At 64.7% G+C, this 22,691-nt stretch carries 23 protein-coding genes and 1 pseudogene; 19 read left to right on the top strand and 5 right to left on the bottom strand.

Annotated features, from left to right (window positions below):
* Positions 1-1,245 (top strand): annotated as a pseudogene (locus PMI42_RS17925) (NADPH--cytochrome reductase); the annotation flags it as partial.
* Positions 1,246-1,373: 128 nt separating this feature from the next.
* A complete protein-coding gene (locus PMI42_RS17920) occupies positions 1,374-2,048 on the top strand; it encodes a spermidine synthase (protein WP_008136614.1) in 675 nt (224 codons plus the stop codon).
* Between the two features lie 154 nt (positions 2,049-2,202).
* Here the strand turns inward: PMI42_RS17920 and PMI42_RS17915 are convergent, their stop codons facing one another.
* The gene (locus PMI42_RS17915; RefSeq protein ID WP_008136612.1) at positions 2,203-2,667 is read right to left on the bottom strand and encodes a nuclear transport factor 2 family protein; all 465 of its coding nucleotides are present in this window, start codon (positions 2,665-2,667) and stop codon (positions 2,203-2,205) included.
* Positions 2,668-2,792: 125 nt separating this feature from the next.
* On the bottom strand, positions 2,793-3,707 hold the full coding sequence (locus PMI42_RS17910) for an alpha/beta fold hydrolase (RefSeq protein ID WP_008136610.1): 915 nt from the start codon (positions 3,705-3,707) through the stop codon (positions 2,793-2,795).
* 159 nt (positions 3,708-3,866) lie between these two features.
* On the opposite strand from PMI42_RS17910, the gene PMI42_RS17905 reads away from it, so the two are divergent.
* From PMI42_RS17905 to PMI42_RS17830, 16 genes are all read left to right on the top strand, one after another.
* A complete protein-coding gene (locus tag PMI42_RS17905; RefSeq protein ID WP_008136609.1) occupies positions 3,867-4,250 on the top strand; it encodes a hypothetical protein in 384 nt (127 codons plus the stop codon).
* A complete protein-coding gene (locus PMI42_RS17900) occupies positions 4,247-5,329 on the top strand; it encodes a PHA/PHB synthase family protein (protein WP_008136607.1) in 1,083 nt (360 codons plus the stop codon). The genes PMI42_RS17905 and PMI42_RS17900 overlap by 4 nt, the downstream gene beginning before the upstream one ends.
* Positions 5,326-5,919 carry a GNAT family N-acetyltransferase gene (locus PMI42_RS17895; RefSeq protein ID WP_008136605.1) on the top strand — a complete coding sequence of 198 codons (594 nt, stop codon included), beginning with the start codon at positions 5,326-5,328 and terminating at the stop codon, positions 5,917-5,919. Before PMI42_RS17900 ends, PMI42_RS17895 begins: the two co-directional genes overlap by 4 nt.
* A 225-nt stretch (positions 5,920-6,144) precedes the next feature.
* Positions 6,145-6,600: a phasin gene (locus PMI42_RS17890; RefSeq protein WP_008136602.1), complete on the top strand. Its 456-nt coding sequence runs from the start codon at positions 6,145-6,147 to the stop codon at positions 6,598-6,600.
* Between the two features lie 181 nt (positions 6,601-6,781).
* Positions 6,782-8,068 (top strand): DUF445 domain-containing protein, encoded by a 1,287-nt coding sequence (locus PMI42_RS17885; RefSeq protein ID WP_008136601.1) that lies wholly within the window; start codon positions 6,782-6,784, stop codon positions 8,066-8,068.
* A gap of 189 nt (positions 8,069-8,257) precedes the next feature.
* On the top strand, positions 8,258-9,028 hold the full coding sequence (locus tag PMI42_RS17880) for an alpha/beta fold hydrolase (RefSeq protein WP_008136598.1): 771 nt from the start codon (positions 8,258-8,260) through the stop codon (positions 9,026-9,028).
* A 227-nt stretch (positions 9,029-9,255) separates the two neighbouring features.
* The gene (paaX, locus tag PMI42_RS17875) at positions 9,256-10,122 is read left to right on the top strand and encodes a phenylacetic acid degradation operon negative regulatory protein PaaX (RefSeq protein ID WP_008136596.1); all 867 of its coding nucleotides are present in this window, start codon (positions 9,256-9,258) and stop codon (positions 10,120-10,122) included.
* Positions 10,123-10,198: 76 nt separating this feature from the next.
* Positions 10,199-11,191 carry a 1,2-phenylacetyl-CoA epoxidase subunit PaaA gene (paaA, locus tag PMI42_RS17870; protein ID WP_008136595.1) on the top strand — a complete coding sequence of 331 codons (993 nt, stop codon included), beginning with the start codon at positions 10,199-10,201 and terminating at the stop codon, positions 11,189-11,191.
* Between the two features lie 10 nt (positions 11,192-11,201).
* Positions 11,202-11,489: a 1,2-phenylacetyl-CoA epoxidase subunit PaaB gene (gene paaB, locus PMI42_RS17865; RefSeq protein WP_008136594.1), complete on the top strand. Its 288-nt coding sequence runs from the start codon at positions 11,202-11,204 to the stop codon at positions 11,487-11,489.
* A 152-nt stretch (positions 11,490-11,641) separates the two neighbouring features.
* The gene (gene paaC / locus PMI42_RS17860; RefSeq protein ID WP_008136590.1) at positions 11,642-12,418 is read left to right on the top strand and encodes a 1,2-phenylacetyl-CoA epoxidase subunit PaaC; all 777 of its coding nucleotides are present in this window, start codon (positions 11,642-11,644) and stop codon (positions 12,416-12,418) included.
* Positions 12,412-12,915: a 1,2-phenylacetyl-CoA epoxidase subunit PaaD gene (paaD, locus tag PMI42_RS17855; RefSeq protein ID WP_008136589.1), complete on the top strand. Its 504-nt coding sequence runs from the start codon at positions 12,412-12,414 to the stop codon at positions 12,913-12,915. Before paaC ends, paaD begins: the two co-directional genes overlap by 7 nt.
* A 135-nt stretch (positions 12,916-13,050) precedes the next feature.
* Entirely contained in the window at positions 13,051-14,133 is a 1,083-nt protein-coding gene (paaE, locus tag PMI42_RS17850) for a 1,2-phenylacetyl-CoA epoxidase subunit PaaE (RefSeq protein WP_008136588.1), read from the top strand.
* 55 nt (positions 14,134-14,188) lie between these two features.
* Positions 14,189-14,638: a hydroxyphenylacetyl-CoA thioesterase PaaI gene (paaI, locus tag PMI42_RS17845; RefSeq protein WP_008136586.1), complete on the top strand. Its 450-nt coding sequence runs from the start codon at positions 14,189-14,191 to the stop codon at positions 14,636-14,638.
* Positions 14,639-14,669: 31 nt separating this feature from the next.
* Positions 14,670-16,001 carry a phenylacetate--CoA ligase PaaK gene (gene paaK, locus PMI42_RS17840; protein ID WP_008136584.1) on the top strand — a complete coding sequence of 444 codons (1,332 nt, stop codon included), beginning with the start codon at positions 14,670-14,672 and terminating at the stop codon, positions 15,999-16,001.
* A 181-nt stretch (positions 16,002-16,182) separates the two neighbouring features.
* Positions 16,183-17,187 (top strand): quinone oxidoreductase family protein, encoded by a 1,005-nt coding sequence (locus tag PMI42_RS17835; protein ID WP_008136583.1) that lies wholly within the window; start codon positions 16,183-16,185, stop codon positions 17,185-17,187.
* Between the two features lie 113 nt (positions 17,188-17,300).
* Positions 17,301-18,356, top strand: a complete 1,056-nt coding sequence (locus PMI42_RS17830) for a YeeE/YedE family protein (RefSeq protein WP_008136582.1) — start codon at positions 17,301-17,303, stop codon at positions 18,354-18,356.
* On the opposite strand, the gene PMI42_RS17825 is transcribed toward PMI42_RS17830, so the two are convergent.
* Positions 18,335-19,249: a DMT family transporter gene (locus PMI42_RS17825; protein ID WP_008136581.1), complete on the bottom strand. Its 915-nt coding sequence runs from the start codon at positions 19,247-19,249 to the stop codon at positions 18,335-18,337. The two genes, PMI42_RS17830 and PMI42_RS17825, sit on opposite strands and share 22 nt — an antisense overlap.
* Before the next feature lie 100 nt (positions 19,250-19,349).
* Here PMI42_RS17825 and pdxR point away from each other — a divergent pair, with 100 nt between their 5' ends.
* Positions 19,350-20,780, top strand: a complete 1,431-nt coding sequence (gene pdxR, locus PMI42_RS17820; RefSeq protein ID WP_008136578.1) for a MocR-like pyridoxine biosynthesis transcription factor PdxR — start codon at positions 19,350-19,352, stop codon at positions 20,778-20,780.
* Here the strand turns inward: pdxR and PMI42_RS17815 are convergent.
* Together PMI42_RS17815 and PMI42_RS17810 are read right to left on the bottom strand one after the other, a co-directional pair.
* Positions 20,777-22,000, bottom strand: a complete 1,224-nt coding sequence (locus PMI42_RS17815) for a bifunctional alpha/beta hydrolase/OsmC family protein (RefSeq protein WP_008136577.1) — start codon at positions 21,998-22,000, stop codon at positions 20,777-20,779. The two genes, pdxR and PMI42_RS17815, sit on opposite strands and share 4 nt — an antisense overlap.
* Before the next feature lie 26 nt (positions 22,001-22,026).
* Positions 22,027-22,689 carry a sulfite oxidase-like oxidoreductase gene (locus PMI42_RS17810; protein WP_008136576.1) on the bottom strand — a complete coding sequence of 221 codons (663 nt, stop codon included), beginning with the start codon at positions 22,687-22,689 and terminating at the stop codon, positions 22,027-22,029.
* Between the last annotated feature and the right edge of the window lie 2 nt (positions 22,690-22,691).

Raw genomic sequence — 22,691 nt, 5'->3', positions numbered from 1 at the left:
GAGCCTGTGGCGGTGACCGCCGTCAACACCATCGTTGCCCAGGGCGGCGCGGTGGCGATGAAGGTGGTGGTCAATGACGAGCTTCAGCACAAGAACGGGCCCAATCCGTCGGAGCGCTCGACGCGCCATATCGAGGTGCAGCTGCCGGCCAACGTCAGCTATCGCGTTGGCGACCATTTGAGCGTCGTCCCCCGCAATGATCCAACGCTGGTGGACTCGGTTGCCCGCCGTTTCGGTTTCCTGCCGGCCGACCAGATCAGGCTTCAGGTCGCCGAAGGCCGCCGTGCGCAATTGCCGGTCGGCAATGCCGTGTCGGTGGGACGCCTGCTCAGCGAGTTCGTCGAGTTGCAGCAGGTCGCGACCCGCAAGCAGATCCAGATCATGGCCGAGCACACTCGCTGCCCGGTCACCAAGCCGAAGCTGCTGGCCTTCGTCGGCGAGGAGGCGGAGCCGCTCGAGCGCTACCGCACCGAGATCCTGGCTCGGCGCAAGTCGGTGTTTGACCTGCTGCTCGAATACCCGGCCTGCGAACTGCCGTTCCATGTCTATCTGGAAATGCTCTCCCTGCTGGCGCCGCGCTATTACTCGATCTCGTCTTCGCCGTCGGTGGATCCGGCGCGATGCAGCGTCACGGTCGGCGTGGTCGAGGGGCCGGCCGCTTCGGGACGGGGCACCTACAAGGGCATCTGCTCGAACTATCTCGCCAACCGGCGCGCGGGCGATGCGATCTACGCCACCGTGCGCGAGACCAAGGCCGGCTTCCGTCTGCCGGATGATCCGTCCGTGCCGATCATCATGATCGGCCCGGGCACCGGCCTCGCGCCGTTCCGCGGCTTCCTCCAGGAGCGCGCTGCGCGCAAGGCGAAAGGCGCCACGCTCGGCCCGGCGATGCTGTTCTTCGGCTGCCGCCATCCCGACCAGGATTTCCTCTACGCAGACGAGCTGAAGGCGCTGGCGGCAAGCGGCATCGCCGAGCTCTTCACCGCGTTCTCGCGCGCGGACGGGCCGAAGACCTATGTGCAGCACGTGCTGGCCGCGCAGAAGGACAAGGTCTGGCCGCTGATCGAGCAGGGCGCGATCATCTATGTCTGTGGCGATGGCGGCAAGATGGAGCCCGACGTGAAGGCGGCGCTGGTTGCGATTCATCGCGAGAAGAGCGGCAGCGATGCCGCCGCGGCTGCGCGCTGGATCGAGGAGATGGGCGCGAAGAATCGCTATGTGCTGGACGTCTGGGCGGGCGGGTAGCCACGGCATGCTCCCGTAGCCCGGATGGAGCGCAGCGAAATCCGGGGCGGTCTTTCCTCAGGAGAGCGTTTCCCGGATTGCGCTTCGCTCCATCCGGGCTACGAAGCAAATCGTGCTAAAGCTTCCGCATGATTCCCTGGGAAAAACTCGACACCGCCAAAATCCCCGGCTCCGACGAGGAGCTCCGCCTGATGCGGCGGGGCAAGGAGTTTTCCATCAAGCTCGGTACCAACGAGCTGATGAACAACCGCCTGTCGGGTTCGGAAGCCGCACTCGCGACGCTGGCGGCCAAGCAGATCGAGAAAGTCGCAAAACCCGTCGTTCTCATCGGCGGCCTCGGCATGGGCTTTACGCTGCGTGCGGCGCTCACGGTGCTTGGAGCTAAGGCGAAGATCGTGGTCTCCGAGCTCGTGCCGGCGGTTGTCGCCTGGGCGCGAGGTCCGATGGCGGAGGTCTTCGGCGACAGTCTCGATGATGTCAGGGTAAAAATCCGCGAGGTCGACGTCGGCGAAGTCATCCGGGCGAAGAGCGCGGCCTTCGACGCCATTCTGCTCGACGTCGACAACGGGCCGGAGGGCCTGACCCGGAAAGGCAACGACGCGCTCTACAGTGCAAGCGGGCTGACGGCGGCGAAGACGGCACTGCGGCCGGGCGGCGTGCTGGCGGTCTGGTCGTCCGGACCCAACCCCGCATTCACCAAGCGCCTCAAGCGCGCCGGCTTCGACGTCAACGAAGTCGCCGTCCGCGCCACCGGAAGAGGCGGCGGTGCGCGTCACGTGATCTGGATGGCGAAGAAGGGCTAAGTGTTTCTTTTGCGCTGCGTTTGATCCGGGTTGCGAGTCCTTGATGTTGGAATTGTAGGGTGGGCAAAGCGAAGCGTGCCCACCATTTCCATCGATCTTGCGGATTGATGGTGGGCACGGCGCGCGAAGAGCGCGCCTTTGCCCACCCTACGCGTTAGAACATCGTGTTGTTGTTCGCCGGGCTTTCCGGGATCGGCTGCACGACGTCCCAGTGCTCGACGATCTTGCCGTTTTCCAGCTTGAAGATATCGACGATCGCGTTGCCCTTGGTACCGGGCTCGCGAACCGCGTGAACGTGCAGAATCACAAAGTCACCGTCCACGAACGAGCGCTTGATCTCGCTGCGCGAGTTCGGAAACTTTTCACGAAGAAAACCGATGAACTTGCGAAAGCCGTCGGGGCCATCCGCGGCATTGGGATTGTGCTGGACATAACGGTTACCGACATAGGCGAGGGCCGCATCGGCGTCCTTCTGATTGAGGCCCTTCTCGTAGAATGCGAGCACGGCGGTGCGGTTGGCTTCTTCCTGCGCGCTGCCGGCGACCGCGGCGCCGCTGACGAAGGACAGCATGAGAATGGAAGCCGCAATCATAGCGACGGACCGGACGATGAGATGCATGTGAGCTCCGCGAGGCCGATGGCCTCTGGCTTGCGAGTGAGGGAGGCCGGTATAGCTTTCGCGCCGGCTTGCGTTAAGAGAGTAACCGGAAGCTCACAAGGTCACCGTGAAGAGACTTGCTTGGTCTAAGCGGCCCGCGCCGCCGCGCCATGCGCGTGCTTGTCGATGGCGCGGATGATGTCAGGCCAGAATCGCATCGGCAGGGCGTGGCCCATGCCCTCGATCATCAACAGCTTGGCTCCTGGGATCGATGCCGCCGTGTCCTTGCCGCCTTCGGGGCGGACCAGCGGATCGACGGTGCCGTGGATGACGAGCGTCGGCGTCTTCACGCTGTGCAGCCGCTGCTTGCGGCTGCCGGAGGCAAGCACGGCGCGCAGCTGGCGGCCGACGCCGGCGGGATTGAGCCCGCGCGCGAAGACGCGCTCGGCGCGATCCGGATCGAGCGCTTCTTCCTCCGGAAACGACCCGGCGCGCAGCACCTTCCAGGTCTGGCCGTAGCGGACGATGAATTCCTCCTTGCTGCGCGGTGGCGGCGCCATCAGCATGGCTGCGGCTTCGCGTGACGGCGGCGGCACGCGCGGATTGCCTGTGGTCGACATGATCGAGGTCAGCGAGCGCACGCGATCTGGAAACGACAGCGTCACCTCCTGCGCGATCATGCCGCCCATGGAGGCGCCGACGAGATGCGCGGACTTGATGCCGAGCGCATCCATCAGGCCGACCGTGTCTTTGGCCATGTCGATCAGCTTGTAGGTCGCCGCCACGGGAATCCTGAGGAAGCGCAGCTTCAAGAGCTCGAGCGGCGTCAGCCGTTTGCCGCCGGTGAGATGGCTCGATTTGCCGATGTCGCGATTGTCGAAGCGGATCACGCGAAAGCCGTGCACCGCGAGCTGCTCGCAGAATGCATCATCCCAGTGGATCATCTGCGCTCCGAGCCCCATGATCAGCAGCAAGGGCTCGGCATTGTCGTTGCCGAAAATCTCGTAGCAGATGTCGATGCCGTTGGCGCGGACGGTCTGGGGCGGCTGATGAGCGGTCACGGGTCCCTCCTGCTGACCAATGCTGTATCGCATGGTTTCACGTCGCAAAGAAGCCGTGTGCGCCGCACCGGGCGACCTGCCGGTTGACCGCTCCCCCGCAACGGTGTGGTATGGTGAAAAAAGAAGGGCATCGCAGCTCTCGACACCAGGAGGACGCCGATGACCGACAAGACCAACGACCCGGTCGCCATGTGGCAGAAGATGATGGGGGAGATGGAGAAGGGGTTCAACGCCTTCGCCAACCAGGCCATGTCGTCGCCCGAGTTTTCGCAAGTCGTGAACCGTGCGGGCGGAGTTGCTGCAGGTGCTCAGAAGCAGCTCGGCGAGCTGATGGAGAAATACCTTGTCTCGATGAACCTGCCGAGCCGGGAGCAGGTCACGGGTCTTGCGGAGCGGCTGCAGTCGATCGAAGCGCAGATCGGCGAGCTGAAGTCGATGCTGAGCCAGATCGCGGCGAGTTCCGGGATATCGCAAGGCTTCGACGGGGCGCCGAAACCGCCGCGGACCAAGCGTCCGCCCTCCGAGAACGGAGGACAAACATGAACGCAACCACCGGACTTGATTTCGCATCCATCCCGGATCGCATCCAGTCCGAGGTGCAGCGCGCCATCCAGCGCAGCATCAAGGGCGTCGAATATTTCTCGACCTCCGGACCCACGCTCGGCTCGACGCCGAAGGACGTGCTGCATTCGCGCGGCACGATGAGCCTCTATCACTACCGGCCGATGTCGGACGAGATCTACCGCGTGCCGGTGCTGATCGTGATGGCGACCACCAACCGCGGCTACATCCTCGACCTCGTGCCCGGCCAGAGCTTTATCGAGTTTCTGCTAAGGCGCGGCTACGACGTCTACATGCTCGACTGGAGCGCGCCGCGTCCGGAGGAGAAGAGCCTGCGGATGGAGGACTATGTCCTCGACTTCATTCCGGATTGCGTGCGCCGGGTGCAAGCCGATTCCGGCGAGCAGGACGTCTCCGTGATCGGCTATTGCTTCGGCGGCGTGCTGTCGCTGCTCTACGGCTCGATCCACAAGGACGGGCCGATGAAGAACCTGATCTGCTTCACCACGCCGATCGACTTCCGCGAGATGAAGCTGTTCTCGAATTTCTCCGACCGCCGCTATTTCGACGTCGACCGCCTGGTCGACAGCGTCGGCAACGTGCCGCCGGAGATGATCCTGTCGTCGTTCGAGATGCTGCGCCCGGCCTCGCGCACGGTGAGCCAGATCCAGCTCTGGGAAAACATCTGGAACGACGAGTTCGTGAAATCGTACCGGATGTTCGACCGCTGGGCGACCGACACGCTGCCGCTCGCGGGCGAATATTTCCGCACCATCACCAAGGACCTGATGTGGGACAACAAGCTCTACAACGACACCATGTCGGTCGGCGGCCGTGCGGCGAAGCTCGAAGACATCAAGGTGCCGTTCCTGCATGCCGTCGCCGAGCACGATCACATCGTGCCGTATGATGCCGCCAAGCACCTGATCGCGAAGATTGGATCGGAAGACAAGGAAGAGGTGATGCTGAAAGGCGGTCACGTCTCGCTGGTCGCCGGCGCCAACGCGGTGAAGCGGCTGTGGCCGAAACTGGACTCCTGGCTGGGGAAGAGATCGACATGAGCGAGCAGCGTTCCTATCCGCGTCACATCAAGACCGACGCCGGCGATATCGAGATACGCCTGATGTCGCCCGCGGACGAAGCCGCGGTGCTGGCCTTCGGCAAGGGCCTGCCGAGCCATGATCTGTTGTTCCTGCCGCGCAACATCAGCGAGCCGAAGGTGCTCTCCGCCTGGGTCAAGGAGATCGAGCGCGGCGCGATCACCAGCCTGCTCGCGGTCAGCGGCGGCAAGGTCGTCGGCTGCGGCACGCTGGTGCGCGACCCCCATTCCTGGTCGCCCCATGTCGGCGAAATCCGCATGGTGGTCTCGCTCGACGTGCGCGGGAAGGGGGTAGGGCGGGCGCTGTCGCAGGAGACCTTTGCCCTCGCACTCGGCGCCGGCCTGGAAAAGCTGTCGGTCCAGATGACGGTCGACCAGCAGGCGGCGATCGCCCTGTTCGAGAGCCTCGGCTTCAAGGCCGAGGCGCTGCTGCGGGACCATGTCCGGGACGTCGAGGGCAAGACCCACGACATCGTCGTGCTCGGGCACAACATCGCGCAGGTGCAGGCCCAGATGGAGGCCTATGGGCTCCCGGGGGCCGTCCAGCACTAGGGCAGGGCCTGGCAGCAAAAAAGTTGAATTCAACCCCATGCACAGTAGGAGGCGGGTCAGGAAGGCAGCAGACTGCCTCCCATTAAGGCTGTTCACGTTTTCGTGATATCGCAGCGCAATATGAATATTGCATCGCACAATTAACTATGCCATATAGGTCGTGCCCCGGGCCAACGAGGACGGGGTGAGCCCATAGCTCAACCCAATGAGGATGGAGAGAACCCCATGACCACCGAAACCAACACCGCTTTCGAAGGCTTCAAGGACGCATTCAAGAACATCCAGAACCTGGAAGTTCCCGAGGCTGCCCGCGAGTTCGTCAAGAAGTCCGCCAACACCGCCAAGGACCGTGCGGCCGAGGTGTTCGCTGGCTCCGAGCGCGTGACCGCCGCCGTCGAGAACGCGGTGACCGAGTCCGTCACCGAAGCCGGCAAGATCAGCCGCAACATCCAGCAGGCGATCTACGAAGACGCCGAGGCGTTCTTCTCGGGCATCGACAAGCTGGCGTCGGCCAAGTCGTTCAGCGAAGCCGTCGAGATCCAGTCGAGCCTGCTCCGCGCCCGCGGCGAAGCCTTCGTCTCGCGCGCCAAGGCGACCACCGACTATTTCGGCAAGCTCGCCGCCAACGGTGCGAAGTCCGCTCAGGACAACTTTGCCAAGGTCTACACCAAGACCGCCTGATCCGGCGTCCTGAATAGATAAACTGAATTTGAGGCCCGCTTCGGCGGGCCTTTTGTTTTTGCGCCGCCGTCGCGGCCGTCATCGCGAGGAGCCCTTGCGACGAAGCAATCCAGAGTCTCTCCGTGGAAAGACTCTGGATTGCTTCGCTTCGCTCGCAATGACGGAGTACTGTGATGCAGTCATGGATTCATCTACCAGCTTCTCTTTCGACAGCCCCGGCGATGCCGAACGCGCGGCCGAGCTGCGCCGCGTCAAGGCGCTGGCAACGCTGGTGCTGGCCTCGACGCTTGGTCTGTTCGTCGTCGCGAAATGGCTTCTCCCCGTGCATCCCGTGTTCGGCTTCATCGCTGCCTTCGCGGAGGCCGCGACCATCGGCGGGCTCGCCGATTGGTATGCCGTGGTCGCGCTGTTCAAGCGGCCGCTCGGCCTGCCGATCCCGCATACCGCGATCATCCAGAGCAACCAGGCCCGCATCGCCGACAAGCTCGGCGAGTTCATCCAGGTGCATTTCCTCGAGGCGGGTCCCGTCGAGGCCAAGCTGAAGGAGATCGATTTCGGCTCCTTCGTCGCCGACTGGCTGCGCGACCGCAAGCGCAGCGACGACCTTGCGCGCTTCGCACTGCGCCTTTTGCCGGAGGCTGTTTCCGCAACCGAGACGTCGGGCCTGATGACCTTCATCGTCCGCCGCATGTCATCGCAGCTCCAGGCGATCGATCTTGCGCCGCTCGCGGCCGGCACGCTGCGCGGCTTCGTGGCGGAGGGACGGCACCAGATCCTGTTCGACGATCTCCTGCGTATCATGCACGAGACGCTGAACCAGACCGAGACGATGGCGATGATCCGCGAGAAGGTGCGCGCGGAGCTGCCGACCCTGCTCAGGCTCTATCGGGCCGACAAGTTTCTGGTGAACAAGATCGTGGCCTCCGCCACCGCCTTCTTCAACGAGGTGCGCAGCGATCCCAAGCATCCGTTCCGCGGCGAGTTCGATCGCATGGTGCTCAGCTTCGTCGACCGGCTCGGCACCGACCAGGCCTATATCGATCGTATCGACGGCTTGAAGCGCGATCTCCTGGCGCGGCCCGAACTTGCCGATCTCGCCCGCACCGTCTGGGCCAATACGCGCTCCTTCATCGAGCGCAGCGCGAGCGGTGAAACGCAGGTGCTTCAGCATCATCTCGCCGGCATGTGCGTCGCCGCGGGTGAAGCGCTCGCGGGCGATGCGGAGCTGCGCGGCGAGATCAACAAGGGTCTGGTGACAGTGTTGCGCAGCTTCGTCGCCGACCAGAAGAGCGGCGTCTCGACATTCATCTCCGATCAGGTCAAGGCGTGGGATATGGCTCAGCTGATTTCGCTGATCGAAATCAATATCGGCCGCGACCTGCAATACATCCGTTTCAATGGTTCGCTGATCGGCGGGCTCGCAGGTCTTGCGCTCTACTCCGTAGAATCCCTGTTCCGATTGTTGTGACTTTTGCGTCACGGCCGTTAGCATTAACGCGGAGGCCTATTGTGGCCCCGCGTCTGTCCGGCTTGAATGTCGGGAACCGGCCGCCTAGCTGATTCATGTTGCGCTGCGGAACGTTTGAGAAGCCGGCGTATTGGAATTCATGCCCATTTGCCGGCATCGCGGCCGGCGCTCTCCCAAGGGACAACATTGATGACCGCTACTGCCCAGACGCTGCGTCCGCCGTCCCGTACCCTGATGTTTTTGGAAGGGCGCGCGATCCACGAGTTCGGCGCATTCCTCGGCGCGCTGCCGCTGCTGAGCCTCGCACCGCGTGGCGATGGGCACCCGGTGCTGGTGCTGCCCGGTCTTGTGGCCTCAGACGCGTCCACACGCGCGCTGCGCACGTTTCTGACCGGAAAGGGCTATGCGGCGAGTGGCTGGCGCCAGGGCCGCAACTATGGCCTGCGTGAGGGCGTGCAGCATGCGATGGTCGATCTGGTCGAGGAGCTCAGCGACAAGCACGGCCGCAAGATCAGCCTGGTGGGCTGGAGCCTCGGCGGCCTCTATGCGCGCCAGCTCGCCAAGATGATGCCCGAGCGCGTACGTCAGGTGATCACGCTCGGCAGCCCCTTCGCCGGCGATCCCCGTTCGACCAATGCCTGGCGCGTCTATGAATGGGCGAGCGGGCAGAAGGCCGATCAGGTCGATCCGCGCTTTGGCGGCGATCTCGCCGTTCCGCCGCCGGTGCCGACCACCGCCATCTTCAGCCGCACCGACGGTGTCTGCGCCTGGCAGGGCTGCATGGAGAAGAGCGGCGCGCAGACCGAGAGCATCGAGATCGACAGCAGCCATTGCGGCATGGGCCACCACCCCGCCGCGGTTTACGCGGTCGCCGACCGGCTTTCGCAGAAGGAAGGCCAGTGGAAGCCGTTCGACCGCAGCGGCTGGCGCAGCCTTGCCTATCCCGATCCGCATCGGTGATTCCTTTTTCGCCTCTCCCCGCCTGTGGGGAGAGGCCGACACGCGCCGAGCGATGCGAAGCATCGTCCGGGCGTGGCGGGGGAGGGGGGCTCTCCGCGAGTCCCATTCTCACCGAGCCTGCGGAGACTCCCCCTCATCCCGACCTTCTCCCCGCAAGCGGGGAGAAGGAGAAGAGGCGTCGTTCCCGTCCATTGTCGCAGCCGCACCAAACGCGCTATGCCTCGCGCATGGCGCATCCGCTCTCACGCATCATCGACCAGCTCAAGCGCGAACCGTCGCGCACCGGCTCCATCGTCATCACCGTGTTCGGCGATGCCATCGTGCCGCGTGGCGGCTCGGTGTGGCTGGGCACGCTGCTGGAATTCTTCGAGAGCCTGGATATCGACAGCGGCGTCGTCCGTACCGCGATGTCGCGCCTTGCCGCCGACGGCTGGCTGACGCGCGAGAAGGTTGGCCGGAACAGCTTCTATCGGCTGGCCGACAAGGGAAGTCAGACTTTCGAAGCCGCCACGCGCCACATCTACGATCCGCCACCGTCGGATTGGACCGGGCGCTTCGAGCTGCTGCTGATCGGCAATGGCTGGGATCGCGACGCCTCGCGCGAAGCGCTGCGCAATGCCGGCTTCGGCAGTCCGCTGCCGGGCGTCTGGGTCGCGCCGTCGGGCGTGCCGGTGCCGGACGAGGCGGCGGGAGCGATCCGTCTCGAAGTCTCGGCCGAGGATGACAGCGGCCGCCGCCTGCTCAGTGCGAGCTGGCCGCTGGACCGCACCGCCGATGCGTATCTGAAATTCATGAAGACGTTCGAGCCGCTCCGCGCAGCGATCGCGCGCGGTACGGATTTGTCCGAGGCCGACGCGTTCACCGCGCGCATCCTGATGATCCACCACTATCGCCGCGTCGTGCTGCGCGACCCGCTGCTGCCCCAAAGCCTGTTGCCGGCGGATTGGCCGGGCAGGGCGGCCCGCGACCTCTGCGGCGAGATCTACCGCGCGCTGCTTGCCTTGTCCGAGCAATGGCTTGATGGCCATGGAACCAATGAAAAGGGGCCGCTGCCGCCGGCGCGAAAACTCCTGGAGAGGAGGTTCGAGGCCTGATATACATGTTACAGAATTATCTTGCATGAAGTAATTTCTGTTATATATTGTCCCCCAATAAAACGGGAGGATGCGCATGTATACCCAGGCGCTGAACACGGCCGAGACCGATGATCGCGGTCTGGAGGACGCAGGCAGAGCTGCGCAGTTCCAGGCCCGGATCGATGCCGAGGAGCGCATCGAGCCGAACGACTGGATGCCGTCGGCCTATCGCAAAACGCTCACCCGCCAGATCTCCCAGCACGCCCATTCCGAAATCGTCGGCATGCTGCCCGAAGGCAACTGGATCACGCGCGCGCCGACCTTGCGCCGCAAGGTCGCGCTGCTGGCCAAGGTGCAGGACGAGTGCGGACACGGGCTCTACCTTTATGCCGCCGCCGAGACACTCGGCACGTCGCGGGAAGAGCTGGTCGACGCGATGCTGGCGGGGAAGGCCAAGTATTCCTCGATCTTCAACTATCCGACGCTGACCTGGGCCGACATCGGCACGATCGGCTGGCTGGTCGACGGCGCCGCGATCATGAACCAGATCCCGCTGTGCCGCTGCTCCTATGGCCCCTATGCGCGCGCGATGATCCGCGTCTGCAAGGAGGAATCGTTCCACCAGCGCCAGGGCTACGAGATCATGCTGACGCTGTGCCGCGGCTCGGACGAGCAGAAGGCGATGGCACAGGACGCGCTGAACCGCTGGTGGTGGCCGGTGCTGATGATGTTCGGGCCGCCCGATGCCACGAGCCAGCACAGCGACACCTCGACGAAGTGGAAGATCAAGCGTTTCTCCAATGACGAGCTGCGCCAGAAATTCGTCGATGCCACGGTGCCGCAGGCGCAATATCTCGGCCTCACCATTCCCGATCCCGGCATGACGCAGGACGCCGACGGGCACTGGCGCTACAGCGAGATCGACTGGACCGAATTCAAGCAGGTGCTTGCCGGCAACGGCCCCTGCAATCGCGACCGCGTGGCCGCGCGCCGCAAGGCGCACGAGGAGGGCGCCTGGGTGCGCGAGGCGGCAGCCAGCTATGCCGCCAAGCGCGCGCAGCGTCAGACCGCGCAAGCCGCGGAATAGGGAGATCGAGATGGCCACGCCGAACACGCCGCTGTGGGAAGTCTTCATTCGCAGCCGCAACGGGCTCGCGCACAAGCATGTGGGATCGCTGCATGCGAGCGATGCCACCATGGCGCTGCAAGCCGCGCGCGACATCTACACCCGCCGCGGCGAGGGTCTTTCGATCTGGGTCGTCCCGTCGACCGCGATCACCGCGAGCGATCCCGCCGAGAAAGGCATGATGTTCGAGCCAGCGGAGTCGAAGATCTACCGGCATCCGACGTTCTATGAGGTGCCTGAGGAAGTGGGGCACATGTAACACTCTCTCCCCTCATGGTGAGGAGCCGCGAAGCGGCGTCTCGAACCATGAAGGCCCGTGACTCGCAGTCGAACTCTCGGCCCATCCTTCGAGACGGCGCTTCGCGCCTCCTCAGGATGAGGTCGGAACAAGTGGCAAGATGGATAGGGCAGATGCCGGTCGCTAACATCCAGGTCTCCGAAACGCCGCTGGTGCTTTACGCGCTGCGCCGTGCCGACGATGCGCTGATCCTCGGCCACCGCCTGTCCGAATGGTGCGGGCATGCGCCGATGCTGGAGGAGGACATGGCGCTCTCCAACATCGCGCTCGACCTCATCGGCCAGGCGCGCGAGCTCTATACCTATGCCGCCAAGGCCGAAGGCAAGGACAATGACGAGGACAAGCTCGCTTATTTGCGCGACGTCAGGCAATACCGCAATCTGCTGCTGGTCGAGCAGCCGAATGGCGACTTCGCGCAGACGCTGGTGCGGCAGTTCTTCTATTCGGCATTCGCCGATCTCTACTGGCGCGCCATGATGGCCTCGCGTGACACGACGCTGGCGGCCATTGCCGCCAAGTCGGAGAAGGAGAGCGCCTATCATCTGCGCCACGCCTCGGAATGGATCATCCGGCTTGGCGATGGCACGGACGAGAGCCACGCCCGTGCGCAAGCCGCGATCGATCATCTCTGGGCCTTCACCGGCGAGATGTTTGCCGTAGATGAGGCGGAGCGCGCCCTGATCCATGCCGGTATCGCCGTAGATCCCGGAACCTTGCGCGGTCGCTGGCTGACGACGCTCTCGGATGTCGCCGGCGAAGCGACACTTGCGCTGCCGCAAAACGACTGGATGCAGCAGGGTGGCCGCGTGGGCCGGCACAGCGAGCATCTCGGCCATCTCCTGTCCGAGCTGCAATCGATGCAGCGCACGTTTCCGGGGCAGACATGGTGACGGTGCTGGACCGCGACAGCGATCTGCGCCGGCGCGCCTGGGATGCGGCCGCGAGCGTGGTCGATCCCGAAATCCCGGTGCTGACCATCGCCGATCTCGGCGTACTCCGCGATGTCGTTCTCGACGGCGATCGTGTCGAGGTCGCGATCACGCCGACTTATTCGGGTTGCCCGGCGATGAACATGATCGCGCTCGAAATCGAGGTTGCGCTGGAGCGTGCCGGCTTCCGCCAGCCGAAGGTACGTACCGTGCTGTCGCCGGCCTGGACCACGGACTGGATGAGCGAGGAGGGCCGCAGCAAGCTGCGTGACTACGGCATCGCGCCGCCGCAGGCTTCGAACTCGCGCCGCGCGCTGTTCGGCGAGCAGGCCGTCGCATGCCCACAATGCGGTTCGAAAGATACCGAGCTGCTCTCCGAATTCGGCTCGACTTCCTGCAAGGCGCTCTGGCGCTGCAAGGCCTGCCGCGAACCTTTTGATTATTTCAAGTGTCATTGAGAGACGCACCATGCCAACTCCATCTTCATTGCGAGCGAAGCGAGGCAATCCAGCATCCCTCCGCGGAGACAGTCTGGATTGCTTCGTCGCTTCGCTCCTCGCAATGACGGCCGTTGTTCAAACTTAGGGTCCATGATGTCCGCAGCAGCGCCGCGCTTTCACCGCTTGGCCGTCAACGACCTCCGCCGCGAGGCATCCGACGCGGTCTCGATGACCTTCACGATTCCCCGCGATCTCGTAGGCGACTACGCTTTCACGCCCGGCCAATACCTCACACTCCGCACCATGCTGGACGGCGAGGAGGTGCGCCGCTCTTACTCGATCTGCTCCGGCCCCGACGACGGCGAGATCCGCATCGCGGTGAAGAAGGTCGACGGCGGTGCATTTTCAAGCTGGGCGGCGGATGAGCTGAAATGCGGCGACGAGCTCGACGTGATGACGCCGACGGGGCGTTTTGGTGTGGTCTCGCCGGCAGATAGCGCGCAGACTCATGTCGGCTTTGCCGCAGGTTCCGGCATCACGCCGATCCTGTCGATCGTAAAGGGCGTGCTGGCGCGCGAGCCGGACAGCCGCTTCTTCCTGTTCTACGGCAACCGCGCCACCGACAATATCATGTTCCTCGAAGCGCTGGAGGAGCTGAAGGACCGCTTCATCGATCGCTTTTCGATCTTCCACGTCATCTCCGGCGAGGAGCAGGACATCCCGATCCTGCATGGCCGGCTCGACGGCGACAAGGTGAGGGTGCTGCTGCGCTCGCTGGTGCCGGCGGCACACGTCGATCATGTCTTCATCTGCGGCCCCCTCGGGATGAGCGAGGACATCGAGGCGACCTGCCGCGATCTCGGCATCGCGGAGGAGCGGATCCATGTCGAGCGCTTTGTCTCCGAGTTCGGCGGCAAGCCGCGGCCGAAAAAGGTCGTTGCGCCCGACGCGCCGCCGAAGGCGATCGCGTCCTTGATCATCGACGGCAAGCGCCGCGACGTGCCGGTTGCCGAGGACGAGGCGATTCTCGATGCTGCGCTGCGCGCCGGCGTCGATCTTCCCTTCGCCTGCAAGGGCGGCATGTGCTCGACCTGCCGGGCAAAACTGGTCGAGGGCGAGGCGCCGATGGACATCAACTATTCGCTGGAGCCATGGGAGCTGAAGGCCGGGTTTGTTCTCACCTGTCAGGCAAAACCATCGTCGGAGCGTGTCGTGGTCGACTACGATCACGTTTGACAGTCATGGCCAGGCAGCAGAGCATCGTGGGTAAACATCCGGCCGGGAGAAGCGCGTGAACGTCAAAACCACCCTGTCGCCCGAAGATGTCGCGCGTGCCTGCGCCGATGCGATGTGGGCGGAGGATGATGCCTCCAAGGGTCTTGGCATGGAGATCGTCGAGATTGGCCCGGGCTTTGCGACGCTGGCCATGACGGTGCGGCCGGACATGGTCAACGGCCAGCGCATCGCCCATGGCGGCTTCATCTTCACGCTGGCCGATTCCGCCTTCGCGTTCGCCTGCAACTCGCATAACGAGCGCGTGGTGGCGGCGCAGGGCCAGATTACCTTCATCAAGCCCGGCAAGCTCGGCGACCGTCTCGTCGCGAAAGCGCGGGAGGTCACCCGCGGCGGCCGCTCCGGAATCTATGACGTGCGCGTGACCGCGGGCGATACCGTCATCGCCGAATTCCGCGGGCATTCGCGTGTCATTCCCGGCACCTGGCTGCCGGCACAAGACCAATAAGAAAAGAACGAACCAATGTGGGGAAACGAGGATGGCTCTGACGAGGCTCAAGGCAGGTGGCAACGCCTATAGCGCCGAGATGGACGCGCACGAGCGCGCGTCGCGTGACGAGATCATGGCGTTGCAGACGCAGCGGCTGGCCTGGTCGCTGAAGCACGCCTACGACAACGTTGCGCATTATCGCATTGCTTTCGACAAGGCCGGCGCGCATCCATCTGATTTTCGCGAGCTCGCGGATCTCGCAAAATTTCCGTTCACGGTGAAGACGGATCTGCGCGACAATTATCCCTTCAACATGTTCGCCGTGCCCCGCGAAAAGTTGGTGCGCGTGCATGCCTCCTCGGGCACGACGGGCAAGCCGATCGTGGTCGGCTATACCCAGCGCGACATCGACACCTGGTCGGAGGTGATGGCGCGCTCGATCCGCGCCGCCGGCGGCCGCACCGGCATGATCATCCACAATGCCTATGGTTATGGCCTCTTCACCGGCGGGCTGGGCGTGCACTACGGCGCCGAAAAGCTCGGCTGCACGGTGGTGCCGGTCTCCGGCGGCATGACCGAGCGGCAGGTGCAGCTCATCAACGACTTCAGGCCCGACATCATCACGGTGACGCCGAGCTACATGCTGGCGATCCTCGACGAGTTCAAGCGTCAGAAACTCGATCCGCGCCAATGCTCGCTCAAGGTCGGCATCTTCGGGGCCGAGCCATGGACCAATGCGATGCGCGGCGAGATCGAGGACGCCTTCGACATGGACGCGACCGACATCTATGGCCTGTCCGAGGTGATCGGCCCCGGCGTCGCGCAGGAGTGTATCGAAACCAAGGATGGCCTGCACATCTGGGAGGACCATTTCTACCCCGAAGTGATCGACCCCGAGACCGGCGCGGTACTGCCTGATGGCGAGAAGGGCGAACTCGTCTTCACCTCGCTTACCAAGGAAGCGTTCCCGGTGATCCGCTATCGCACCCGCGACCTGACGCGGCTGCTGCCGGGCACGGCGCGGCCGGGGATGCGGCGGATGGAGAAGGTGACGGGTCGTTCGGATGACATGATCATCCTGCGCGGCGTCAACCTGTTCCCGACCCAGATCGAGGAGGTGCTGCTCGCGACCGACTGGTGCGGCGGGCATTTCATCCTGGAGTTGACCCGCGAGGGCCGCATGGACGAGCTGACCATCATCGCGGAAGCGCGGCCTGAGAGTTGGGACGGCCGGGGTCTGGTCGATCACGCCGACCGTATCTCGACCCACATCAAGAACACGATCGGCATCAGCTCCAACGTGCGGGTGGTCGCGCCCGCCACGCTGGAGCGCTCGCTCGGCAAGGCCAGGCGGCTCTACGACAAGCGGCCCAAGGATTAGGTCTCACCCCTCATGGTGAGGAGGCGCGTAGCGCCGTCTCGAACCATGCAGGCCCGGCTCTGGCAGCGGGGCCTTCATCCTTCGAGACGCCTGCTTCGCAGGCTCCTCAGGATGAGGGGAGGCGGTTGACTCGACCGCCCCCAAAGGCGACAAGGCCCGCGACAAATCGCGGGTCTTTTCCATGCCATCAGCCGATCCCAGAGCCGCCGAGGCGCGCTGCGTCCGCCTCAATGCCAAGGCCGAGAATGCCGCTGCGATCGCCCCGGTCGTCGACCCTCATACGCTCACGCGCGGCCCGAACGATCTCCTGATCGAGATGAAGGCTGCGGCGGTAAATCCATCGGACGTCAAAGCTGCAACCGGGCTGATGCCCTATGCTGTCTTCCCGCGCACGCCGGGCCGTGACTATGCCGGCGTGGTGATCGATGGTCCCGCCGGCACGATCGGCCGCGAGGTGTTCGGCTCCTCCGGCGATCTCGGCATTCGCCGCGACGGCACACACGCCAGCCATCTGGTCGTCGAGGCCGACGCGGTGGTGGAGAAGCCGAAGACGGTGTCGTGGGAAGAAGCCGCCGGCATCGGCGTGCCCTTCGTCACCGCGATGGAAGGTTTTCGCCGCGCCGGCATTCCAAAGCCCGGCGAGACTGTGCTGGTGTTCGGCGTCAACGGCAAGGTCGGCCAGGCCGCAGTGCAGATCGCGACATGGCAGGGGGCGAACGTCATCGGCGTGGTGCGCAAGGCTGAGGCCTATGAGGGGCACAGCAATGCGCCGATCGAGGTGATCGACTCCTCCGCGACAGATGTCGCGGTGCGCGTGCGCGAATTGACGGGCGGCAAGGGCGCCGACATCGTCTTCAACACGGTCGGCGATCCCTATTTCCAGGCCGCGCACAAATCGCTCGCGTTGCGCGGCCGCCAGATCCTGATCGCCGCGATCGATCGCATCGTACAGTTCAACATCCTCGAATTCTACCGCGGGCAGCACACCTATGTCGGCATCGACACGCTCGGGCTGTCGTCTGCGGCGACGGGTGCTGTGCTGCGCGATCTCGGCCCCGGCTTTGCGACCGGGCACCTGAAACCGTTCCCGATCAAGGCGAGTGCGATCTATCCACTGGAACGCGCCAGGGAAGCCTACGCCGCTGTTGCGGGCTCGTCGCGCGACAGGGTGATCCTGAAGCCGTAACACACCGTCATTGCGAGCGCAGCGAAGCAATCCAGGAATGTATCCATGGAGACAGTCTGGATTGCTTCGCTGCGCTCGCAATGACCGAGAATGGCGAGAGGTCTGAACAACCGATGGAATCCACCCAGATCGTCATCCTCGCCGGCCTTGCCATCGGTCTCGTCTACGGCACCGTCGGCCTGCTCAGCGGGTTCTGCTTGATGAGCAGCATGCGCGGCTTTCTGGCGGAGGGAGACGGGCGGCTGGTGCGGTCCTATGCGCTGGCGATTGCGGTTGCGATCGCCGCGAGCCAACTCCTCGCCGTCAACGGCATGGTCGACCTCGGCAAGTCGATCTACCTGCAACCGACCTTTTCGGTGCCGGTGCTGTTCCTCGGCGGCCTGCTGTTCGGCTACGGCATGGTGCTGTCGAATGGCTGCGGCTCGCGCGCGCTGGTGCTGCTGGGGCGCGGCAATCTCCGCTCCTTCGTCGTCGTGGTCGTGCTCGCCATCGCCGCGCAGATGACCCTCAAGGGCCTGATCGCGCCGGCGCGCATTGCGCTGGTTCAGGCCTCGCAAACCTCCGTGGGCGCCAATTCGTTGCCGTCGCTGCTGGGGACGTTTGGTTTCACTGAAGGGCTTTCGCGCACGATTGCCGTGGCTGCGATCGTCATTGCCTTGATCCTGTTTGCGTTCGCGCATCCGGCGTTCCGCCGTTCGCCGGGCCAGATCGCGGCGGGGATAATCGTCGGTCTGCTCGTCGCCGGCGGCTGGTTCGTCACCGGCTATCTCGGCGCCGATGATTTCAACCCGGTACCGGTGACCTCGCTGACCTTCGTCGCGCCGATCGCCGACAGCCTGCAATACGCGATGCTCTCGACCGGCCTGACGCTGAACTTCGGCATCGCAACCGTGGCCGGCGTCTTCGCCGGCAGCCTGGTCACCGCGCTCGCCACCGGCCGTTTCCATCTCGAAGGTTATTCCTCCCCGCGCCATATGCTGCGTTCGGCCGGCGGCGCCGCGCTGATGGGGATCGGCGGTGTGATGGCGTTCGGTTGCTCGATCGGGCAGGGGCTCACCGGCGTCTCGACCCTCGCGCTGGGCTCGTTCGTCGCGCTTGCCGGAATCCTGCTCGGCACGACGGCAGGTCTGCGCGGCAGCTTGCGTGTTCAGCCGCTCGCGGTGGCCTGACTGCGCAGCAAGCGGTCGCCCAGCGTCGCAAGGCCGATGCCGGTGACGATCAGCCCGGCCGCGATGGCAAGGCTCATGTCGATTGGCTCGCCCAGCAGGATCGCGGCACTGGCGATGCCGACGAGTGGCGTTCCGGTGGTGCCGAGCGAGGTCGTCAGGGCCGAGATGCTCTTGTTGACCATCGACATCGCCCAATAGGCCAGCGCTGTCCCGATCAGGCCGGAATACAGGAACAGCAGCACGAGCTTCCGCGACCATTCCGCGTGGGGCAGACCCTCCGTGATCAGCGCAGACACTGTCAGCACGATCGTGGCCACGAGTACCTGCCAGATCAGCAGCTGAAGCGGAGACGCAATCCAGCGATGCGCGCGGATATAGATGATATTCGCGGCCCAGGAGATGGCGGCGAGGATGACCATGCCGGCACCGAGCACGACGTTGCCATTGGTCCAGTCGATCGAGGTGGGGTTCAGGATCACGGCGAGGCCGGCCAGTCCGAGCAGGCAGCCGGCAACTTTTGGCGCGGTGAGCGTATCTTTTGCGAGCAGGGGCGCGGCAATCGCGACCCAGAGCGGTGTGGTGTAGCCGAGCACGATCGCCTTGCTCGCGGGCAGAAAGCGCACGCCGGCCGCAACCAGAACCGAGAATATCGTCATGTGCAGCAGCGCGACGCTGAGGACCACGGGAAAGTCGCGCCGCTCGGGGATCACCAGATTGTTGCTCAACCCGAGGATCACGAACAATCCAACCAGCGCGATCCAGCTCCGGATCGCCGACGTCCACAGTGGCGGAAGGAACTGGACGAGCTGTTTCGTCACCGACCAGTTCACCCCCCAGGCCAGCACAACGATCAGGAACAGGCCGAAGGCCGCGCGGGAGGAGAGGGAGTTCATCGCAAAATCCTTGAAGCAGTTCGAGCAGGCGGATAGCATTTCGAGTGGCACCAGAAAAAGTGCCAGATTGGAAAGTAATAAGGTGCCAGTTTCGGACAGCATGATCTCCGCCCTGATCGACCTGAACCGGGCCGACGACGACGGACTGGTGGCGCAGTTGACGAGCCAGCTCCGAAGCCTGATTGCGACCGGCCGTCTCGGCAAAGGCCGTGCGCTGCCGTCGAGCCGCCGGCTGGCGAGCGACCTCGGCATCTCGCGCAACACCGTCACCTATGCTTTCGAGCAACTCGCCGCCGAAGGATATCTTGCGGCATCGCATGGTCGTCGCCCGGTGGTGACGGTCGAGGGCGGCGCGAACGGTGACGGGATGGGGGCGGCCGTATCCGGCGCGCGCTCCGCAAAGCCGCGGCTCGCCCCATGGGCCTCGCAGCTCACGCGGGCGGACTGGCCGATGTCCTATCAGGCGCCGCTCAAGCCGCTGCGTCCGGGGCATGGCGATGCAAGGGAGTTTCCGAACGAGATCTGGGCGCGTTGCCTGCGCCGCAGTGCCGTGCGCGCGGCTAGGCGCGAGCTTGGTCCCGTCAACCGCACACGCCTCTGCGAGGTTTTGGCGCATTATCTTGCGACCAGCAGAGGCGTTCGTGCCACGGCGGACCAGATCCTGATCTTGCCAAGTGCACAGGCGGCGCTGACCTTGATTGCGGTGTCGCTCATTGCGCCCGGCGACGAGGTCTGGGTCGAGGATCCCGGCTATCCCGGCGCCGCAGCTGCCTTCCGCGCCTCCGGCGCGCGCGTGACGGGTATGAAGCTGGACGAGCAGGGCATGCAGCGGATGCCCGGAGCGGCCGCGCCAAAACTCGTCTTCATGACGCCATCGCACCAGCATCCGACCGGACGGCTGATGTCGCTGGCGCGCCGCACCGAATTTCTCAGGTCGAGCCGGCCCGGCAAGACCTGGATCGTGGAGGACGATTACGACGGCGAATTCCACTATGACAGCCGGCCGGTGCCAGCCTTGCAGGGGTTGGACGGACATGGTCGCGTATTTTATGTCGGCACATTCTCGAAGGCGATGACATCGGATATTCGGCTCGGCTATCTCGTCGTGCCGCCAGCGCTGGTCGGCACGCTTGAGGTCGCGCAGCGGCATATCGGGCTGATCGCGTCCAGCAACATCCAGGAGGCGTTGGCCGAGTTCATTGCCGACGGGCATTTCCTGGCGCATCTGCGCCGCGTGCGGCGGCTCTATCACGCCCGCCGCGATCATCTTGTCGAGGGACTGCAGCGCCATCTCGGCGAGGTGCTCACGACCGAAGTGCCCTCGGGCGGCATCCAGCTGGTCGCGCGCCTCAAGCGCGGCCGTGCCGATCAGGCGGCGGTGAAGCGGCTGGCCGAGGCGGGCGTTGTGACGCGAGCGCTGTCAAGCCTGGCGCTCGGCAAGCCGCGCGACCATGGCTTGCTGCTCGGCTTCGCAGCCTGGCGCGAGAACGAGATCAGCGCGGCGTTGCGGACGATGGCGGCGTGTTTCTAATCCACGGCCTTCGTCACGATGCGGATCTCCGAGGTCAGCGTCCGGTGCACCGGGCACTTGTCGGCGATTTCCATCAGCTTCTTGCGCTGCTCGGCATCGAGCGCGCCGTCGATCGCAATGTCACGCTCGATCTGGTCGAGCATGCCCTCGCGCGTCTCGCACTCGGCGCAGTCCTTGGCGTATATTTTTGAATGCTTCAGCGTGACCGTGACGCGATCGAGCGGCAGCGACTTGCGATCGGCATAGAGACGCATGGTCATGGAGGTGCAGGCCCCTAGGCCGGCAAGAAGGAAGTCATAGGGGCCGGGGCCGGCATCCTCGCCGCCGGCGGTCACCGGTTCGTCCGCCACCAGATGGTGCGGGCCGACGGTGATGAGCTGGTTGAACTTGCTCTTGCGGGTTTCCTGCACCACGACCTTGCGCGGCTCCCCCGCGGCATCCGTGGCCTTCGCGGGCTTTGCGGTGTCGATGTAGCGGCTTGCCCAGGCCGCGATCACATCAGCCGCGTAAAGCGCATCTGCCGGCTTGCTCAGCAGATGATCGGCATGGTCGAGCGAGACGAAGCTCTTGGGGTGCTTCGCCGCAACGAAAATCTTCGTCGCATTGTCAATGCCGACAGTGTCGTCGACAGGCGACTGCAGGATCAGGAGCGCCTTGTGCAGGCCGGTGATGTCCTTCATCAGCTCGTGCTCGGCGACGTCGTCGAGGAATTCGCGCTTGATCCGGAACGGGCGGCCCGCGAGCGAAACCTCAACTTCGCCTTGCGCGCGGATGTTGTCGATGTGCTCCCTGAACAGGCCGGTGACGTGGGCGGGATCGGATGGCGCCGCAATGGTGACCACCGCCTTCGCCTCGGGAATCCTACCGGCTGCCGCCAGGATCGCGGCGCCGCCGAGGCTGTGGCCGATCAGGATCGATGGCGCCTTGCGCGTCGCGCGCAGATGGTCGGCGGCCCGCACGAGATCGGCGACGTTGGAGGAGAAGGTCGAATTGGCAAAATCGCCCTCGCTGGAGCCGAGCCCGGTGAAGTCGAAGCGCAGCACTGCGATGCCCCTGGCGGCGAGCGCGACCGAGATGCGCTTGGCCGCGAGCGTGTCCTTGCCGCAGGTGAAGCAGTGCGCGAACAGCGCGAAGGCCGTGGGCTCGCCGTCCGGCAGCTCCAGTGCTGCCGCGAGCTGATGTCCGCCTTCGCCGGTGAATTGAAAGCGTTCGGTCGGCATGGGCTTCCCCCGTTCTTGTTTGAACCTTAGTCGTCCGAGTAGCGCTGCTCGGCCCAGGGATCGCCGCGGTTATGGTAGCCGCGGACTTCCCAGAAGCCCGGTGCGTCCTCGGTCACGAACTCGATGGCTTGAAGCCATTTGGCGCTCTTCCAGAAATAGAGATGCGGCACGACCAGCCGCACCGGGCCGCCGTGCTCTTCGGTCAGCGGCTGGCCCGACCAGCTATGGGCGAGCAGGGCGTCCTCGGCGGCAAAGTCTTCCAGCGCCAGGTTGGTGGTGTAGCCGTCATAGGAATGCAGCACCACGAAGCGCGCATCCTCGCGCGGCTGGCAGGCCGCCAGCAGCTCGCGCGTCGCAAGCCCTTCCCACTGATTGTCGTAGCGCGACCAGGTCGTGACGCAATGGATATCCGAGGTGAACTGCACCTGCTTCTGCGCCGCGAACTCGGCGAAGGTCCAGAACACGGGGTTTTCGATCGCGCCATAGACATCGAGCCGCCAGCGTTCCCGCGACACCGGCGGCATGACCCCGAGGTCGAGCACCGGCCAGTCCTTGGTCAGGTGCTGGCCCGGCGGCAGCCTTTGATCCTCCGGACGCGTGACCTTGCCGGTGAGGAAGCGGCCCTCGCGCGCCCATTTCTCCTTGGTGCGCGTCAGCTTGCTGTCGGGTGGCTGCTCGTCGTCGGCCATGG

Origin of the sequence: Bradyrhizobium sp. YR681 (assembly GCF_000282615.1) — a bacterium.
GTDB lineage: Bacteria > Pseudomonadota > Alphaproteobacteria > Rhizobiales > Xanthobacteraceae > Bradyrhizobium.
The sequence above is the reverse complement of the archived record's forward strand: the minus strand, read 5'-3'. Positions and strand labels throughout refer to the sequence as shown.

What these genes read in the sequence shown, in the direction of transcription:
- PMI42_RS17920 (WP_008136614.1), top strand. Translation starts at nt 1,374, where the DNA reads ATGATTCCCTGGGAAAAACTCGACACCGCCAAAATCCCCGGCTCCGAC.
- PMI42_RS17915 (WP_008136612.1), bottom strand. Translation starts at nt 2,667, where the DNA reads ATGCATCTCATCGTCCGGTCCGTCGCTATGATTGCGGCTTCCATTCTC.
- PMI42_RS17905 (WP_008136609.1), top strand. Translation starts at nt 3,867, where the DNA reads ATGACCGACAAGACCAACGACCCGGTCGCCATGTGGCAGAAGATGATG.
- PMI42_RS17900 (WP_008136607.1), top strand. Translation starts at nt 4,247, where the DNA reads ATGAACGCAACCACCGGACTTGATTTCGCATCCATCCCGGATCGCATC.
- PMI42_RS17895 (WP_008136605.1), top strand. Translation starts at nt 5,326, where the DNA reads ATGAGCGAGCAGCGTTCCTATCCGCGTCACATCAAGACCGACGCCGGC.
- PMI42_RS17890 (WP_008136602.1), top strand. Translation starts at nt 6,145, where the DNA reads ATGACCACCGAAACCAACACCGCTTTCGAAGGCTTCAAGGACGCATTC.
- PMI42_RS17885 (WP_008136601.1), top strand. Translation starts at nt 6,782, where the DNA reads ATGGATTCATCTACCAGCTTCTCTTTCGACAGCCCCGGCGATGCCGAA.
- PMI42_RS17880 (WP_008136598.1), top strand. Translation starts at nt 8,258, where the DNA reads ATGACCGCTACTGCCCAGACGCTGCGTCCGCCGTCCCGTACCCTGATG.
- paaX (WP_008136596.1), top strand. Translation starts at nt 9,256, where the DNA reads ATGGCGCATCCGCTCTCACGCATCATCGACCAGCTCAAGCGCGAACCG.
- paaA (WP_008136595.1), top strand. Translation starts at nt 10,199, where the DNA reads ATGTATACCCAGGCGCTGAACACGGCCGAGACCGATGATCGCGGTCTG.
- paaB (WP_008136594.1), top strand. Translation starts at nt 11,202, where the DNA reads ATGGCCACGCCGAACACGCCGCTGTGGGAAGTCTTCATTCGCAGCCGC.
- paaC (WP_008136590.1), top strand. Translation starts at nt 11,642, where the DNA reads ATGCCGGTCGCTAACATCCAGGTCTCCGAAACGCCGCTGGTGCTTTAC.
- paaD (WP_008136589.1), top strand. Translation starts at nt 12,412, where the DNA reads ATGGTGACGGTGCTGGACCGCGACAGCGATCTGCGCCGGCGCGCCTGG.
- paaE (WP_008136588.1), top strand. Translation starts at nt 13,051, where the DNA reads ATGTCCGCAGCAGCGCCGCGCTTTCACCGCTTGGCCGTCAACGACCTC.
- paaK (WP_008136584.1), top strand. Translation starts at nt 14,670, where the DNA reads ATGGCTCTGACGAGGCTCAAGGCAGGTGGCAACGCCTATAGCGCCGAG.
- PMI42_RS17835 (WP_008136583.1), top strand. Translation starts at nt 16,183, where the DNA reads ATGCCATCAGCCGATCCCAGAGCCGCCGAGGCGCGCTGCGTCCGCCTC.
- PMI42_RS17830 (WP_008136582.1), top strand. Translation starts at nt 17,301, where the DNA reads ATGGAATCCACCCAGATCGTCATCCTCGCCGGCCTTGCCATCGGTCTC.
- PMI42_RS17825 (WP_008136581.1), bottom strand. Translation starts at nt 19,249, where the DNA reads ATGAACTCCCTCTCCTCCCGCGCGGCCTTCGGCCTGTTCCTGATCGTT.
- pdxR (WP_008136578.1), top strand. Translation starts at nt 19,350, where the DNA reads ATGATCTCCGCCCTGATCGACCTGAACCGGGCCGACGACGACGGACTG.
- PMI42_RS17815 (WP_008136577.1), bottom strand. Translation starts at nt 22,000, where the DNA reads ATGCCGACCGAACGCTTTCAATTCACCGGCGAAGGCGGACATCAGCTC.
- PMI42_RS17810 (WP_008136576.1), bottom strand. Translation starts at nt 22,689, where the DNA reads ATGGCCGACGACGAGCAGCCACCCGACAGCAAGCTGACGCGCACCAAG.